Annotated in this window: 12 protein-coding genes, 1 other RNA gene and 1 pseudogene; 8 read left to right on the forward strand and 6 right to left on the reverse strand. The window is 40.9% G+C overall.

Annotation, left to right across the window (positions count from 1 at the left end; all coding sequences use genetic code 11):
* Positions 1-33 precede the first annotated feature (33 nt).
* A complete protein-coding gene (locus tag HMPREF0106_RS14625) occupies positions 34-1,215 on the reverse strand; it encodes a lactonase family protein (RefSeq protein WP_032851254.1) in 1,182 nt (393 codons plus the stop codon).
* Between the two features lie 183 nt (positions 1,216-1,398).
* Here HMPREF0106_RS14625 and ssrA point away from each other — a divergent pair.
* Positions 1,399-1,795: a transfer-messenger RNA gene (ssrA, locus tag HMPREF0106_RS25870) on the forward strand.
* A 198-nt stretch (positions 1,796-1,993) separates the two neighbouring features.
* Here ssrA and HMPREF0106_RS14620 read toward each other — a convergent pair.
* Both HMPREF0106_RS14620 and HMPREF0106_RS14615 read right to left on the reverse strand, forming a co-directional pair.
* Positions 1,994-3,136: a YhcG family protein gene (locus HMPREF0106_RS14620; RefSeq protein WP_162864659.1), complete on the reverse strand. Its 1,143-nt coding sequence runs from the start codon at positions 3,134-3,136 to the stop codon at positions 1,994-1,996.
* Entirely contained in the window at positions 3,121-4,548 is a 1,428-nt protein-coding gene (locus tag HMPREF0106_RS14615) for a DUF4419 domain-containing protein (RefSeq protein ID WP_008645305.1), read from the reverse strand. Before HMPREF0106_RS14615 ends, HMPREF0106_RS14620 begins: the two co-directional genes overlap by 16 nt.
* A 217-nt stretch (positions 4,549-4,765) precedes the next feature.
* On the opposite strand from HMPREF0106_RS14615, the gene dinB reads away from it, so the two are divergent.
* The 3 genes from dinB (at position 4,766) to HMPREF0106_RS14600 (ending at position 9,031) form a co-directional block, all read left to right on the forward strand.
* Positions 4,766-5,857 carry a DNA polymerase IV gene (dinB, locus tag HMPREF0106_RS14610; RefSeq protein ID WP_004301910.1) on the forward strand — a complete coding sequence of 364 codons (1,092 nt, stop codon included), beginning with the start codon at positions 4,766-4,768 and terminating at the stop codon, positions 5,855-5,857.
* A 478-nt stretch (positions 5,858-6,335) separates the two neighbouring features.
* Positions 6,336-8,270: a heparinase II/III family protein gene (locus HMPREF0106_RS14605; RefSeq protein ID WP_008645303.1), complete on the forward strand. Its 1,935-nt coding sequence runs from the start codon at positions 6,336-6,338 to the stop codon at positions 8,268-8,270.
* 59 nt (positions 8,271-8,329) lie between these two features.
* Positions 8,330-9,031: a DUF4627 domain-containing protein gene (locus HMPREF0106_RS14600; RefSeq protein WP_008645302.1), complete on the forward strand. Its 702-nt coding sequence runs from the start codon at positions 8,330-8,332 to the stop codon at positions 9,029-9,031.
* A gap of 161 nt (positions 9,032-9,192) precedes the next feature.
* Here HMPREF0106_RS14600 and HMPREF0106_RS14595 read toward each other — a convergent pair whose 3' ends face one another.
* Complete coding sequence (locus HMPREF0106_RS14595) at positions 9,193-10,371, reverse strand: C1 family peptidase (RefSeq protein WP_009039724.1); 1,179 nt, start codon at positions 10,369-10,371, stop codon at positions 9,193-9,195.
* A 93-nt stretch (positions 10,372-10,464) separates the two neighbouring features.
* Positions 10,465-10,602 (reverse strand): hypothetical protein, encoded by a 138-nt coding sequence (locus HMPREF0106_RS27425; protein WP_004301914.1) that lies wholly within the window; start codon positions 10,600-10,602, stop codon positions 10,465-10,467.
* 326 nt (positions 10,603-10,928) lie between these two features.
* On the opposite strand from HMPREF0106_RS27425, the gene HMPREF0106_RS14590 reads away from it, so the two are divergent.
* The 4 genes from HMPREF0106_RS14590 (at position 10,929) to HMPREF0106_RS14575 (ending at position 16,264) form a co-directional block, all read left to right on the forward strand.
* Entirely contained in the window at positions 10,929-13,688 is a 2,760-nt protein-coding gene (locus tag HMPREF0106_RS14590) for a transglutaminase domain-containing protein (RefSeq protein WP_009039725.1), read from the forward strand.
* Between the two features lie 82 nt (positions 13,689-13,770).
* On the forward strand, positions 13,771-14,208 hold the full coding sequence (locus HMPREF0106_RS14585) for a hypothetical protein (protein WP_008645296.1): 438 nt from the start codon (positions 13,771-13,773) through the stop codon (positions 14,206-14,208).
* Between the two features lie 395 nt (positions 14,209-14,603).
* Positions 14,604-15,035 (forward strand): hypothetical protein, encoded by a 432-nt coding sequence (locus HMPREF0106_RS14580; protein ID WP_008021027.1) that lies wholly within the window; start codon positions 14,604-14,606, stop codon positions 15,033-15,035.
* A gap of 14 nt (positions 15,036-15,049) precedes the next feature.
* Entirely contained in the window at positions 15,050-16,264 is a 1,215-nt protein-coding gene (locus HMPREF0106_RS14575; protein WP_004308326.1) for a sodium ion-translocating decarboxylase subunit beta, read from the forward strand.
* A gap of 37 nt (positions 16,265-16,301) precedes the next feature.
* On the opposite strand, the pseudogene HMPREF0106_RS27790 reads toward HMPREF0106_RS14575, so the two are convergent.
* A pseudogene (locus tag HMPREF0106_RS27790) lies at positions 16,302-16,540 on the reverse strand (transposase); the annotation flags it as partial.

Consider the following 16,540-nt stretch of genomic DNA (forward strand, 5'->3'; position numbering starts at 1 on the left):
GTAGTTGATGAATAGCCGGGAGATTATGACAAATTATGGCACAAATTTTATGCAGACCGGCTTGTCTACTTTAATATCTTGCTGTACATTTGTTAATAGTCCTGTATCTGCATCTCTTTCATAAACTTGTATCACATTGCTATCTCTGCAAGCAACCAACAAGTATTTGCCATTAGGCGTGATGATGAAATTGCGTGGATGAATCCCTGTCAGTTGGTAGCCTGCTTTTGACAACATTCCGTTATCCGGGTGGATATTGAATATGGCAATACCATCTGCTTTCAAACGATTGCTGGCATACAGGAATTTTCCATCCGGGCTGATATGAATGTCAGCACTTCCTTGTGCGTTTACCGTATCGGCAGCGATTGTCTGGATCTCTTTTAAATCTCCGTCTTTGTATTCAAAAGCGATTACTGTGCCCGATAACTCATTAATCAGATAGGCGTAATGACCGTTTGGCGAGAAAGTCAGATGGCGGGGACCCGAACCGGCTTTCATTTTAAAGGCAGCAGGCGATCCTTCTTTCAGAAATGCTTCTTTATTCTCTGCATTTGCAGCTGGGTTAATGATAAACTTATGTATTTGATCTGTACACAAGTCATTGGCAAACAAGTATTTACCATCCGGAGTGATACGGACACAATGCAGATGCGGTTTCTCTTGTCGTTCCTTGTCTACTCCCGTACCTTTGAATTGTATAATATCGGAAGTGGGTAGGAGCGAGCCATCTTTTGCGATAGGGAAAACGGAGATGCTGCCGCCACTGTAGTTGGCGGTTATCACATTATTTCCACTGGCGATGATATAGCAGGGATCTTCACCTCCCGTTTGCTGTGAATTTAATAGTTGCAAAGTACCTTTTTCTTTATTGAAGGCAAATGCATTGGCGGCAGCTTGCGTATTATTGAATTCACTGACTGCATAGACGAATTTTCCGTCGGCAGATAGAACAAGATAAGAAGGATTTTCAATTTCCGCTTCACTTAAGGGAGTGGAAGTCCCGTTTTCTTCGTTGAAGCGGTAGCTATATATCCCTTTACTGGTTCCTGATGTGTAAGTACCCACCAACATGGTTAGTTCGTTTTCCGTTGTATCGGTTGTTTCCATAGGAGTCTTTTTTTTAGAAGTACAGCCACTGATACTGATTCCGAATATGCAAACAGCGGCAAATGCTTTGAATATAGATGTTTTAGATAGATATGTCTTAATCATAAGTAGCTTATTATTGGTTGATTTTTCATGATACTTTTTCATCTTAAATATAAAATAGCTCCGTAAAGATAGTGCTTTGATATAATATTTGCTAACGTCTTCTCGTAAATTAGAAAACATTTCCTATCTTTGCACTCTTGGAAAGCGTTCTAAACAATCGCTATTCTGTACGAATAAAAATTTGGGCTTGACTGGATTTGACAGCGGGCAGAAATGGTAGGTAAGCATGCAGTGGGTCGGTAATTTCCACTTAAATATCAGTTATCAAAATTTTATCTGGCGAAACTAATTACGCTCTTGCTGCTTAATCGAATCACAGTAGATTAGCTTAATCCAGGCACTAGGTGCCAGGACGAGACATCACTCGGAAGCTGTTGCTCCGAAGCATTCCGGTTCAGTGGTGCAGTTACATCGGGGATAGTCAAAGGCGGCCTCGCACTTTTGATGAAACTTTAGAGGATAAGGCAGGAATTGATGGCTTTGGTTCTGTTCCTGCACGAAAATTTAGGCAAAGATAAGCATGTAGAAAGCTTATGATTTCCTCGTTTGGACGAGGGTTCGATTCCCTCCAGGTCCACAATAAATGCTGATTTTAAGTAATTTATGAGATTTGCACCCCGCTTTACATTATTAGAATGTAAAGCGGGGTGTTTTTGTTTTATTTAATATTTCTATTTTCTGTGATATTCATCTGTTCGTCAATGCTCGGGTCGAATCGGTCGTTGTATAGGTGGCAGACGGCTTAAATGTCAAGACTGTCCAAACGGGACTGATCGGATTACTTTTCGTCTTTCTTGTTATCGAGTAGCTGTGATAATTCTTCCTCCACTTCCTCGATACTTGGCAAGGCGGATTTCAGATTTTCGGGAATGGCTTTGCTTAGCTGGTAGTCGCTTACTCCTATGGGCTGTGCATAGCCCGTCAAGGCATATTGTGCTACTACTTCATCCTTGCCTTTGCAGAGCAACAATCCTATTGTCTTGTTGTCGTTTTCACCTCTCAACTGGTCGTCTACGATGTTAATGTAGAAATTCAATTGCCCTGCATATTCTGGCTTGAATGGAGTAGCCTTTAATTCTACGACTATATAGGCGTGGAGTTTTATGGAGTATAGGATAAGGTCTGCATAAAAATCGCTATCCCCGACTTGGAAATGTTTCTGTTTGGCTACAAAGGCGAAGCCGTTCCCCATTTCCAATAGATACCTTGTGACGTGTTCTACAAGCTGTTTTTCAATATCTCTTTCATCTGCCAGTTCTTTTGTACCTGCTACATCGAATATATACGGGTCTTTCAGCAAATAGTTGGCTAAGTCACTTTGAGGAGCGGGCAAGGTCTTTGTAAAGTTGTTGACTTTCTGTGTTTCTATCTGCCGTTTGAACAGATTAGTCTCAATCTGTATCTTTAATACGTTGCTGCTCCATCCGTTTTCAACGGACTGTTTCATGTACCAATATTTGTTTCCTAAGGGTAATGAGCTATCCAATAGTATCACATGACTGGTCCAGTTTATTTTTGAAATGGGGGAACAAACAAAATCCTTTTCAATATCATCAATGGATGTTTGCAGCATTGCGGAGATTGTCTTGTCTATCTTTTGAATTTGCGCAAGAGGCTCTTGCGTAAATTCTTTTGATTGAAATATATTTGTCTGAAATTGCGCAAGAGGTTCTTGCGTAATTGGTAAACAGTTCAGTTCATCAGTCAAGGATAGCATATTGGGGATTGTTGGCGTTCCCAATACCTTGTCACAAGAAAGCATTCTTTGTAATATCTCTAGTGGGTATGTTCGGGCAAACTGACACATATAGGTAAGGCTTCTCGCTGAATATCCTTTCTTTTCGGGATAGTGCATCTTGATAGCCTTTGAAATCTGACTTATGGCTTTTGGATAGCCTCTTTTTATTATGGAGTCATAAATGAAGCACTCCCACCTCGCGAACCATTTATTTTTATATCTGTGTCAGGTAATAATCTTTTGATACGTTCTATCCCTTCTTTAGTAATCTTTCCATATAAACTCAACGATCCGATTTTTATCTTTGATATTTCGTCCGGTATATTGATTGTATCGATAAATTGGATATCCAACCTTTTTATTTCTTTGAGCTCCAACAGTACAGCCGGAAATTCTTTTACTCTGATATTGATGCCGCTTCCCCAACCATCCTTTTGAGCATCAGCACTTAATTTACTTTTTAATCCCTCCTTATTAACGTCTTTCTTCCTGACCATCCAACCAATTTGCGGTCGCAGAGCAAAAGTCTTGCTGTTTTGCTCTAATCCAATGAAACCTGCCCAAAATTCTAATGGAGTTTCTTTGATAGCGTCGCCATATACTTCCTGATACTTTACATCTACCTTCACTATCTCATCAGGGAGACAATTTTTGCCTTCCAGCTGTTTCAGATTATTTCTTTTCCCTTCCTTATCATAAGGGAAAAACTTCACGATCCATCCATCAATAATGTTTGGGGCTCCGTATCGTTTCTGTGAATGATATTTAAACATGTTGCGCCAAAAGTCCTTATTGACTTCTCCTTTAGATGCTTTGACAAATTCTTCCAAAAGAGGTTCCAGTTCTGAAATCCACCAATCGAGTTTGTATTCTTTCAACCCTCTGGCTTTGTGCAGTAGTTTTTCCCAGTCCTCCGGTGTTCCTTCGAGAGTTATTTCAGGTATTCCACAGACAATGCGTATGATGATAAACTCAAAGTAAGGTTTTACAGCTTCCATGATTGTTATTTCGGAAGCAACTTTCTCTAAAGAGGTAGTCGTTGAAAAATTGCAGGTGAGCAGTTCGGTCAGATGCTTACCGGCGTATTGGGATATTTGTTCTGTAAATTGCGGAAAGATTTTCTCCCACGAAAGAGTAGGGTCTTCCAGCTTTTTGTCTTCTCTTACAATTAAGGATAGTTTGCCGGAGAAATCAACAAGTTCATTTCTCATAGATTCCTGATTGGCATTGATATGCCGTGCAAATCCCTGGCTGATTAATAGCCAAATCATGTCCGGAGACAATACGAATGGCCTGTGATCCGCATAAGCCTGATACATACCATTGAAAAAAGAATTAGGGCCAAAAGAAACGAGACTGTCGGGAGATTCGCTCTTTGCAATGATATGATAAGGAACCTTGATATTCTTCTCTTTTATCTCATAAGGCTCTATGTTCATATCTGATAATATAAGACTTTCGTAAATTTCATTCGGGGAGTGTATATGAAGTAATTCTTCAGGCTTTGAAAGCTTTTCGACCTTAAAAGTGATTCCATTTTGAGCGAATGTGGAAACACTGCAAAATATGAATAAGCAAAATAATGTGTTTTTCATAATCTTAAAGAGTTGTATGATGACACAAACTTATTAACTACCTCTATATTTTGAATAGACGATATGCAAATATAATATTATAAGAACTGTCTTTGACGAGATATTGAATGTTTTTTTTGACTTATATCTATAAAAATCATAAGCATATTATTTCTTGAACCGATAAGCAGGATTTATTCGGGAATTTATAGTAAGTTTGCTCTGCTAATCCCAAACAATGACGCAGAGAAAGATTATACATATTGACATGGATGCCTTCTATGCCTCTGTAGAGCAGCGTGATAATCCAGAACTTCGTGGCAAGCCTTTAGCGGTAGGTCATGCAGAAGAGAGGGGAGTTGTGGCTGCTGCCAGCTATGAAGCCCGGCGTTACGGTGTCCGTTCCGCTATGGCTTCGCAAAAGGCGAAGCGACTTTGTCCCCAACTCATTTTTGTACCTGGCAGGATGGATGTTTATAAATCCGTTTCCCGTCAGATACATGAGATTTTCCACGAATATACGGATATCATCGAACCTCTGTCTCTGGATGAAGCTTTTCTGGATGTCACTGAAAATAAGAAAGATATTTCCCTGGCTGTGGATATAGCAAAGGAAATAAAGCAGAAGATTCGGGAGCAGCTCAACCTTGTTGCGTCTGCCGGAGTTTCTTATAATAAGTTTCTGGCTAAAATAGCTTCGGACTATCGCAAACCGGACGGCTTATGTACCATTCATCCGGAACAGGCCCTTGATTTTATCGCCCGTCTTCCTATCGAATCTTTTTGGGGAGTGGGTCCGGTGACTGCAAAGAAGATGCATTTACTTGGCATCCACAATGGACTTCAACTACGGAAATGCTCTCTTGAAATGCTGACAGCCCATTTCGGGAAAGCCGGCGCACTGTATTATGAGTGCTCACGAGGAATTGACGAACGCCCTGTCGAAGCAATTCGTATCCGTAAATCCATTGGCTGCGAACGTACATTGGAACGTGATATTTCAGCCCGTTCATCGGTCATTATCGAACTATACCATGTAGCAGTAGAGCTGATTGAACGTCTTCAGCGAAAAGACTTCAAAGGCAACACGCTTACTCTGAAAATCAAGTTTCATGATTTTAGCCAGATAACCCGAAGCCTTACTCAATCGCAGGAACTCACCACCTTAGACCGGGTACTCCCACTTGCAAAAGAATTGCTTAAAAGCGTCGAATTTGAGCAACATCCAATCCGGCTCATCGGTCTTTCCGTCTCCAATCCAAAAGAGGAAGCCGATGAACAACACGGTGTTTGGGAACAGTTGAGCTTTGAATTTAGCGATTGGGATTGAAGGCGAAGGGGAAGAAATAGAGGGATGAAGAGGAAAGAATAAGGGATGAAAAAGAAGAGAATCAAAGAATGAAAAAAAGAAAGAGGATAGAATATCCAAACAGATACTTTGTCTGAAGTAAAACAGATACTCTATTTGAAATAAAATAGAGCCTTTATTTGACCTAAACAGAGCCTCTGTTTGGAATAAATAGAACCTCTATTTTCTCCAAAGGAAGCCTCTGTTTTCTAAAACTGCATCTTTGTTTTTCCGAAATGAAAACCCGGTTTCCGTGTGACTTAATTTGTTTTTATAGTGACTTGATTTGTTTCTACAATGACTTAATTTGTTCTTATAATGACTTAAAAGCCTAAAATATAGCAATTAAGAGTACTATTTTTGAAGTATGTACTTTTTTGTCATCAGGTTCGTATGATTTACTCACCTCATTTTTTATCAGATACGTTATCTTTGCAATACTTAAATGAATGAAAATACCATGAATCGAATGAAACATTTATTTTGTGTTCTTTTACTAGCAGCTTTAGGAAGTTTTTCTTTCAAGGCAAACGCTTACACCGAACGCAATATGCTGCAAAAAGCGGCAGACGAAACTACGTTAAAAAACGTGTTGGTAATGAAACAAGCATGGATGCCTTATCCTGCTTATACAGATCGTGCCGCCTGGGATTCTTTGATGGGCCCCAATAAGCAACGCCTCATCGAAGCCGGTGAAAAACTCCTCGACTATAAATGGCAACTGATACCTGCCACCGCTTATCTGGAATACGAACGTAGCGGTAACCGTAAAATAATGGAAGTTCCTTATGACGCCAACCGCCAGGCACTTAACGCCTTGATGCTCGCCGAACTGGCCGAAGGGAAAGGACGTTTTATCGACCAATTACTGAACGGAGCATATATGAGCTGCGAAATGAATTCATGGGTTCTATCCGCACACTTGCCCCGCCAGAGCAGCAAACGTTCACTTCCCGACTTCCGCGAACAGATTATCGACCTCGGTTCAGGCGGATACGGAGCTTTAATGGCCTGGGTACACTATTTCTTCCGTAAACCATTCGACAAAATCAATCCTGTGGTATCCTTGCAAATGCGTAAAGCAATCAAAGAACGTATTCTCGATCCGTATATGAACGACGACGAAATGTGGTGGATGGCTTTTAACTGGAAACCGGGAGAAATCATCAACAACTGGAATCCCTGGTGTAACTCCAATGCCCTGCAATGTTTCTTACTGATGGAGAACAATAAGGATAAGTTGGCGAAAGCTGTTTATCGTTCCATGCAGTCAGTCGATAAGTTTATCAACTTCGTGAAATCCGATGGTGCCTGTGAGGAGGGAACCTCTTACTGGGGACATGCCGCCGGAAAGCTCTATGACTATTTGCAGATACTCTCTGATGGCACAGGCGGTAAACTGTCTCTGTTCAATGAACCGATGATTCGCCGGATGGGAGAATATATGTCCCGCTCATACGTGGGCAATGGCTGGGTGGTGAATTTTGCTGATGCATCGGCACAAGGCGGGGGCGATCCTTTGTTAATCTATCGCTTCGGTAAAGCTGTAAACAGCGATGAAATGATGCACTTTGCCGCATACTTGTTGAATGGAAGAAAACCGTATGCTACCATGGGCAACGATGCTTTTCGTTCGCTTCAATCTCTACTTTGCTGTAATGAGCTGGCAAAAGCAACTCCGAAACATGATATGCCGGATGTAACCTGGTATCCCGAAACGGAATTCTGTTATATGAAGAACAAGAACGGTATGTTTGTTGCCGCTAAAGGCGGATTTAATAACGAAAGCCATAACCACAACGATGTAGGAACCTTTTCTTTATACGTAAATACAATTCCTGTGATTATTGATGCCGGTGTAGGTACATATACCAAACAGACGTTCGGTAAAGACCGCTATACCATCTGGACCATGCAGAGCAACTATCATAACTTGCCGATGATTAACGGAGTACCGCAGAAATTCGGGCAGGAGTATAAAGCTACCAATACCGTTTGCAATGAGAAGAAGCGGATGTTCTCTACGGATATAGCTACTGCTTATCCGGCAGAAGCGAAAGTGAAAAGCTGGGTTCGCTCTTATGCTCTTGATGATAAAAAACTTATTATTGGTGATATTTATACGTTGGATGAGGCTATTGCTCCTAATCAAATGAACTTTTTAACTTGGGGCAATGTGACTTTCCCGTCAGCCGGAAAAATCCGCATCGAAGTAAAGGGACAAAAGGTAGAAATGAACTATCCGTCGCAGTTTAAAGCCGAACTGGAAACAATCAAACTGGATGATCCGCGCCTGTCTAACGTATGGGGCAAAGAGATTTACCGCATCACACTAAAGACTGAAGAAAAGAAAGTGACTGGTAAATATGGATTTGTTATTCAACAAGTGAAGTAGGATGAAATAGATTTTTAAAGCTAGAAAAAATAAAGTATAAACAATTAAATCACAGTAAGATGAAAAAAGTGTTATTTGCCGGCCTTTTGGTCCTAGCAGGAGTAAGCGTAAGTGCGCAGAACCTGATAAAAAACGAAAAATTCGCCACTGAAGTGAAGACTAAAGTGACTAATGCCAACAAAGCTACCGCAGGAGAGTGGTTTATCATGAATAATGAAGCTGACGGCGTAACTACTATTGCCTGGGAAGAAACAGGAGATGCCAAATATCCGAATGCAATGAAATTGGATAACTCCGGTGCCGAAAAGAATCTCTCTTGGTATAAAGCTTTCCTGGGACAACGTATTACCGATGGTTTGGACAAAGGTATCTATGTTCTTACTTTCTATGCAAAAGCTAAAGAAGCAGGAACTCCGGTCAGTGTATACATCAAGCAGACCAATGAGGAAAAGAACGATAGTGGCAAGTACAATACTACTTTCTTCATGCGTAGAGACTATGACGCGGATGCTCAACCAAATGCTTCGGGCGCACAGTACAATTTTAAAATTAAAGATGCCGGTAAATGGACTAAAGTAGTGGTTTATTATGATATGGGGCAAGTGGTAAATGCTATTAGCAGCAAGAAAGCAAATGCTAACTTGGAAGTGTCTGATACAGACGATGATGCTGCTATTCTGAAAGATTGTTATGTGGCTATTCTTTCCCAGAACAAAGGCGGTGTTGTAGAAATCAGCGACGTGACATTGAAAAAGAAATAAAGAGCAAAGGATTTAATATAGTAGGTTAACAAAAAAATAGGGCAGTGAAGTAGTGATACTTCGTTGCCCTATTTCTTTTGTTAATATGAATATAATGGAGAGTTCCGATTAAATAAATGTATGAAACAGTCAATCTCCTTTCGGGAGTGATTTCATGCGATTTATTGAATACCGAGTTTCTTCTTCAGTTCCTTAGGCAGAGAATCTTTGTGTACCATCACACAGATTGTTTTAGCACGTACATAGCTTTCAGACATATTCAGATAACCTCCGGATTTGTTGCTATCCGCTCCCCAGGAATTCTTGGTGATATAATATTTAGTACCATTCTGATCTTTCACAATGCCGGTGATGTGCATCAGGTGGTCGTCAGTTGTCACAAACTTCTCGTAACCATCCTGACGGATTTCCGGTGTTACGTTGATTTCCGGATAAGGATGCTCAAACTTGAACACTTCGTCCATTCGTTCGTATTTAGGCATTTTCTCAAAACGGGCACGGTCGGTAGTCGAGTAATCTTTCACATCCTCCACTTGCGGATTGATGGCGATTCCGTTCTTGAAAGAGAAACCCTGTTCGCTAACGTCACCGTCCCAACATACGGTATATCCTTTGTTCAGTGCATAGTCGATAGCCCCGATCAGTTCGTCCAACGGAAGATTGTACATCGGCTGGTTTTCCCAGTTGTCGGGAACTTCAGGTGAGAATGTCTCATAAGATGGCTTGTGAGTGAAACTAGTCAGCTCAACGTAATCATCCATATTCAATCCCAGACTTTCTGTGAAAGATTGAGGAGTATATTCTTTTCCTTTATAAGTGAACTTTTCGGGAATCTTACCTAGATAAATATCGAACAGATTATTAATAAGCGCATCAAATTGCGGAGTACGCTTTTTAGATTCAATATTTGCGTCTACCAATGCTTTGAGGTAGCGTGACAATGCTCCGTGATTGTGGTCTTTCTTATCGCCCGGCAATCCGGTGTACACTTCTTCCGGAACGATTCCCGCTTTCTTATAAGCGTTTTTGAAAGTGTGTGCCAAACTTCCTTCACCGATACTTCCTTTACCACGACGGAGATAATTGTCCTCCATCTGATTCATGTACTTTTGGCGGACGATAAACATTTCCGAGAGATCATATTCTCCTTTTCCCATTCGGAGCAGTTCCGACTCCATGAAAGAAGCGGTGGCAAAGCACCAACAGGTTCCTGTGGAACCCTGATCTTTGACAGGCGTTGCTTGGTGAGATACAACGGTTGTGAACTCATAACCAGGTGTTTGTGCAAAAGAGGTTACGACCAATATGAGGAGCGCAACCGACATAAATAGCTTTTTCATAATGTGTTTTATTATCTTTCTTCTGCAAATGTATAAAAAAAGCGAGGATACTCGAAAGTTCCTCGCTCTATTTATTATAATTAGTGTGTTTATTTACATGGCAACCTGCTGTGACAGCAGTTTTTGAAGTTTACCGTTTAATGTTTGGCACATGGCACCATTTCCCATTGCTTGATAGCGTTTAATACGGTACTGTAACATCATAATTTTTTCATTTGCATTCTTTTTCATAATTTGTTTCCTCTTTTTTTGCCCTCCACGTTTTGAAGAGCGGTTTTACATCTTGTTTTCTCTAATAACACTGCAAAGATACAAATTGTTTTCGAATTATATGCTGTAAAACATAAGAAATCTTCTTTTTCTTTTGAATTTTCTTTTTTATAAGGGTTCGAACACGGTCTATATTACAAACCTGTTACAAAATTCCCGGATTTTCCCATCAATGACAATATTATTCTTATCTATCACATTTTTATGTACTTATCTAGGTATTCAGAAAATATTCTTCTATTTTTGTCAGTCAGCAACCTTATTAATAGAATAAACCAAACACTTATATGAAAACATTCACCCATCTTTTGTGCGTCCTGATTTTGTCGATTGTACTGTTTGCTTGTAACAATGCTCACTTCCTCAAAGAAGAATCCTACCGGAATCAAGTAGCTCAAGACTTTGAGCAGAAAAAACAGGCACTTCCTCATGGAGATTTATTTGCAATCTTTGCCGATTCTATTTTGTCAGTCTACGAGCGCGAAGCATTGATGTTTCTCTACGCTTATATGCCGATAGGGGATGTGACGGACTATCCGGGAGATTATTACTTGGAGAATGTCCGGCTGTCGAAGCAGACACGTGACGAGATGCCTTGGGGCAAAGAGATTCCCGATGAAGTGTTCCGTCATTTTGTTCTGCCGATCCGGGTGAATAACGAGAATCTGGATGATTCCCGCCGTGTGTTTTATGATGAACTAAAAGACAGGGTGAAGGGACTGCCGATGAAAGACGCGATATTGGAGGTGAACCACTGGTGTCACGAGAAAGTAGTCTATCGTCCGAGTGACGCGCGCACCAGCTCACCATTGGCATCTGTCAAAACAGCGTATGGACGTTGTGGCGAAGAGTCTACATTTACGGTGGCTGCGCTCCGGGCAGTCGGTATTCCGGCGCGGCAAGTGTATACGCCCCGCTGGGCGCATACGGATGACAATCATGCTTGGGTGGAAGCATGGGCGGATGGACATTGGTATTTCTTCGGAGCCTGTGAACCGGAACCGGTTTTGAACTTGGGATGGTTTAATTCCCCTGCCAGTCGGGGAATGTTGATGCATACCAAGGTTTTCGGACGTTACAACGGTCCGGAAGAGATCATGCTTGAGACACCGAATTATACGGAAATCAATGTAACGGAGAATTATGCTCCAATCGCAAAAGCGTTGGTAACGGTGAAAGATAGGAATGGACAACCTGTCACCGGAGCAAGAGTGGAGTTTAAAGTATATAACTATGCGGAGTTCTATACAGTGGCTACTAAATATACTGATGCCAGTGGTCAAGTGTCATTAACGGCCGGTAAGGGAGATATGTTGGTATGGGCTTCCTATAAAGGGACATTCGGCTTTTCCAAGCTATCTTTCAGCAAGCAACCGGAATTGACATTGACACTTGATAAGAAGGAAGGAGATATATTTGAAGAGGATATTGATATCGTTCCTCCTGTTGAGAATCCTATTTTACCGGAAGTAACGCCAGAGCAGCGGGCGGAGAATGACCGGAGAATGATGCAGGAGGATTCGATTCGCAATGCTTATGTCGCTACTTTCCCGACTGCGGAACAAGCTGATTCTATTATATCCTGTTTGAAGGGAAAATCAGGTTCGTTCGTAAGGAAGGCACTGGCTTCTTTCTTAGTGGAATCAAGAGGGAATCATGATGTATTGGTTCGTTTTCTGAATGAGGCAGACCGGCAGGGAAAATTAATGAAAGGTGCGGCTTTGCTGTCCATGCTTACTAAAAAAGATCTTCGTGATGTACCTTATGAAGTATTGATTGATCATTTATTGAATACGAAAGATGTTCCTAACTATTTATATGATTGTGTTATTCCCTCCTTGCGCTGTATGGATGCTTCGGTTGGAGATATTTATGACATACTTGCTCCCCGTATTTCAACGGAGGTATTGACGCCTTATAAATCGTTCTTTCAGTCTAAGTTCTCCGAAACGGAAATAGATACCTTTCGAAATCATCCGCAAGCTTTAGTTGAATGGGTAAACCGTAATATTACGATTGATGAGGAAAATAACTTTCTGCGTATTCCTATTTCTCCGGAAGGGGTTTGGCGTGCGAAGGTGGCGGATTCATTTTCACGGGATATTTTCTTTGTGGCTTTGGCGCGTAGCCTGAATATTGCTGCTGATATGAGAAAGATGGATGGACGCATAAGCTATATGGATCCTGAAAAGGATGAATGGGGGGATAATAGATATGTGGAAGTTGATTTCGATAAACAAGAAGAAGTGGAGGCATCCAGAGGCATTTATCGTTTTTATGAGGACGGTAAGGCAATTGCTCGTGATGATAAGAGAGTAAAGTATTATAATAAGTTTACCATTTCCAGGTTGCGGGAGGGCAGACCAGAATTGATTAGCTGTGACGAAGAACATCCCGAGTTGCGATATATAGGGACATTGGATACCGGATATTACTTGTTGGTTACTGGCACAAGGCTTGCTGATGGAGGTGTGTTGGCGAGAATTTCTTCTTTTGTATTACCTGCACAGAAAGACGAATTCAAACCTGTAGCGACCAAAGTACCTTATCATTTGCGTGAATCCGGAGAAAAAGTGGCTGTTATCGGTAATTTCAATTCCGAATCGCTTTTTGCACCGGTGGAGGGAATAGGAGAGAAAGTGATATCTTTGTCAAAACAGAGTATTCTGCAAACCTGTGGGCGTGGCTATTTTGTAGTAGCTGTGCTTGGAGTAGGGCAGGAACCTACCAATCATGCACTAAGAGATATAGCCGCTTTGGGCAATGACTTCGAACAATGGGGGCGTAAGATGGTCTTTCTTTTCCCTTCGGAAGAACAATACAAGAAATTTAATGCCGACGAATTTAAAGGACTTCCGTCTATCATCACCTACGGTATTGATGTCGATGACAGCATCCGCAAAGAAATAGTGCAGGCTATGAATTTGAACAATTCTATTCTGCCGGTATTTATCATTGCAGATACATTTAATAGGGTAGTCTTTGTTTCTCAAGGATATACAATCGGTTTGGGTGAGCAATTGATGAAAGTTGTACATGGGTTATAGAAAAGAGGAGGTATACAATAATCGTTAATTCTTGCCCTTAATGCGTTTTTTCGGAAAAGAATGATTACGTTTGCAGCAAATTATGACTAAGTACATTTTTTGCATATTAGCATGTGCATTTCTAGTATTGGGATTTAGTAATGTTTCCAATAAAGAATTGCAGGGATTTCAGAAAAAAACTGAAACCTCGTCTAATGACATGCGATATGAAGCAGTGTCATGCTGTTGCGTTTCTTCTGCCGGCTTCGACAAGCCAGGTAAAGATTCTCATTCGCAGTTTGTTGACGAGACATCCACTTGTAATGTTAGTGACTGCATTTTTGACAATATCTCTTTTCCGAGAAGCATTGTTCCTTTCAAGAACCTGAAGTTCAATACCAATACTGTCATTATACAGATATTGAGCTCTCTGAATGTTATGCTTCCGGAGAATCGTTTGGGGCATACCGGCCTTGATGTCAATTACACTAAATATTCGTGTAAGTATTACGTCTATACATTGGCGCATATTCTCATTTAGACTATATTCTTATCTTTGGGTAAGGTGAGGTGCCTATTCAGATCCTCCATCTACCATCATTTCCTTTATTTATTATCTTAGTTTTATTCATGTTAACATGGAAAACAAAGAATGTATTTCCTATGACTTGGAACAAAGGACGGATATTGATGTGCCTGTCTTTAAGGATTAAAATATTGTGTTCCCGTTGTGAAACGGGAGTTACGTCGTATAAAAGCAAGGATATATACCGAAGTGGTTTCAGGCAAGTGTTATCCGCCGATTGCTTCTATATGGTGATGAGGAAGGCCCAATGGGATTAACTTTCATGTGTGTCTAAATTTTGTAATGGTTTTACCATTGGGCGCCTCTTCTTTTTTTGAATAAGATTATACAACCTAATTTTTTATATTACTATGATTCATTTATTACTATCTACTCTTGCGATGATGGGGCTTACGTTCCTCATCGGTTTTTTTGTCGCTGCGGTCATTAAGTTGATTGCCTATGCGGCCGATTCATTTGATTTTTATAGTTCCCACCGTTTGGAGCTACTCCGTTTGCGACGCTGGCGTCAGCATCGGCAAAAGGTGGAGAGATTAGTCCGACAGATTCCCATTGCAGATGAAGATGCTTTGGGAGATTTCCGTGAAGATTACAGTAAGGGGATCGACAGAAACTTTACTGGTTATTCCGGCTATTATCATGGCGTGAGTCCGGGAGCTTCTGAAAATAATCTGATGAATTATTATTATTCACAGGATACCCGCGAATTCTTTCTTCGGGAAGAAGAGCAGGCACATGTCAATAAGAAGAACTCAAAGAAACTTACTAACAACAAACAATAAAAGAGAACTAATTTATGGAAAATATAGATTTTGCTACCTTGTTTCAAGGTATTGGTACAATGATGGCAAGCGGATGGGTGCTTGCTTCTGCAAGAGTTTTTTTAGTACTTCTCGGTTTGTTACTGATCTATTTAGGCTGGAAAGGTATACTCGAACCGATGGTAATGATTCCGATGGGATTGGGAATGGTAGCTATCAACTGCGGAACCCTCATTATGCCCGACGGTACACTGGGTAATCTCTTTCTCGATCCGATGCTTTCAGATACGGATCAATTAATGAATACTATGCAGATAGATTTCCTGCAACCTGTTTATACCCTGACGTTTAGTAACGGGCTGATAGCTTGTTTTGTCTTTATGGGTATCGGGACGCTTCTGGATGTCGGCTTCCTGCTTCAGAAACCATTTGCAAGTATATTCCTGGCTTTGTGCGCAGAGCTGGGCACTTTTCTGACAGTACCTATTGCTTCTGCTCTTGGTCTGACTCTGAAAGAAAGTGCATCTGTGGCTATGGTGGGTGGAGCCGACGGACCAATGGTGTTGTTTACTTCGTTGGCATTGGCAAAGCATCTCTTTGTCCCTATTACGGTGGTTGCCTATCTTTATTTGGGCTTAACGTATGGAGGCTATCCATACTTGGTAAAACTGTTGGTTCCCAAACGCTTCCGCGCTATTAAGATGGTGACAAAGAAAGCTCCGAAGAATTACGATGCTAAAGTGAAACTGGCTTTCTCTGCTGTTCTTTGTGCTATTCTCTGTTTCTTGTTCCCGGTAGCTTCTCCTTTGTTCTTCTCTTTGTTTCTGGGTGTTGCTGTTCGTGAGTCGGGTATGAAACATATCTATGATTTTGTGAGTGGTCCGTTGCTTTATGGCTCCACTTTTATGTTGGGTGTCCTGCTGGGTGTACTTTGTGATGCACATCTGTTGCTCGATCCGAAGATTTTGAAACTATTAGTATTAGGTATTGTAGCATTATTACTTTCCGGTATTGGAGGAATAATCGGAGGATATATCATGTATATTATTAAACGGGGTAATTACAATCCGGTAATCGGTATTGCAGCTGTTAGCTGTGTACCCACTACCGCGAAGGTTGCACAAAAGATTGTAAGCAAAGATAATCCGGACTCATTTGTTCTGGGAGATGCCTTGGGAGCTAATATCTCGGGAGTAATTACTTCGGCTATTATTACTGGTATTTATATTACGATAATTCCATATTTATAAATAATGCGAATCAGTAGTTGAACTCTGATTCCTTGTTTTAGAAAATTAGATAAATGAATGCGATGGCAATTTTGCCCATCGTATGTACTAAAAGTCCAGATGTAGATCTGACTTTCATCGCTCTTTGAATATTTGTTTTTTCATTCAGCCAGTTGAAAAAAGATTCTATCGGTTGTCTGACCTTTGATACTGCAGTTGAAAACAGGTCTCTGCCCGCTTTCTCTCTTTGAGTAATAATAGGCTCCTCTCCCTTTATTGCTTTAACGGGAGTCATCA

Source organism: Bacteroides sp. D22 (genome assembly GCF_000163675.1).
In the GTDB taxonomy this organism is placed as follows: Bacteria; Bacteroidota; Bacteroidia; order Bacteroidales; family Bacteroidaceae; genus Bacteroides; species Bacteroides xylanisolvens.

Bases quoted from the DNA above. Each gene is read 5' to 3' on its own strand.
- HMPREF0106_RS14625 (WP_032851254.1), bottom strand. From the start codon at position 1,215: ATGATTAAGACATATCTATCTAAAACATCTATATTCAAAGCATTTGCC.
- HMPREF0106_RS14615 (WP_008645305.1), bottom strand. From the start codon at position 4,548: ATGAAAAACACATTATTTTGCTTATTCATATTTTGCAGTGTTTCCACA.
- dinB (WP_004301910.1), top strand. From the start codon at position 4,766: ATGACGCAGAGAAAGATTATACATATTGACATGGATGCCTTCTATGCC.
- HMPREF0106_RS14605 (WP_008645303.1), top strand. From the start codon at position 6,336: ATGAATCGAATGAAACATTTATTTTGTGTTCTTTTACTAGCAGCTTTA.
- HMPREF0106_RS14600 (WP_008645302.1), top strand. From the start codon at position 8,330: ATGAAAAAAGTGTTATTTGCCGGCCTTTTGGTCCTAGCAGGAGTAAGC.
- HMPREF0106_RS14595 (WP_009039724.1), bottom strand. From the start codon at position 10,371: ATGAAAAAGCTATTTATGTCGGTTGCGCTCCTCATATTGGTCGTAACC.
- HMPREF0106_RS27425 (WP_004301914.1), bottom strand. From the start codon at position 10,602: ATGAAAAAGAATGCAAATGAAAAAATTATGATGTTACAGTACCGTATT.
- HMPREF0106_RS14590 (WP_009039725.1), top strand. From the start codon at position 10,929: ATGAAAACATTCACCCATCTTTTGTGCGTCCTGATTTTGTCGATTGTA.
- HMPREF0106_RS14585 (WP_008645296.1), top strand. From the start codon at position 13,771: ATGACTAAGTACATTTTTTGCATATTAGCATGTGCATTTCTAGTATTG.
- HMPREF0106_RS14580 (WP_008021027.1), top strand. From the start codon at position 14,604: ATGATTCATTTATTACTATCTACTCTTGCGATGATGGGGCTTACGTTC.
- HMPREF0106_RS14575 (WP_004308326.1), top strand. From the start codon at position 15,050: ATGGAAAATATAGATTTTGCTACCTTGTTTCAAGGTATTGGTACAATG.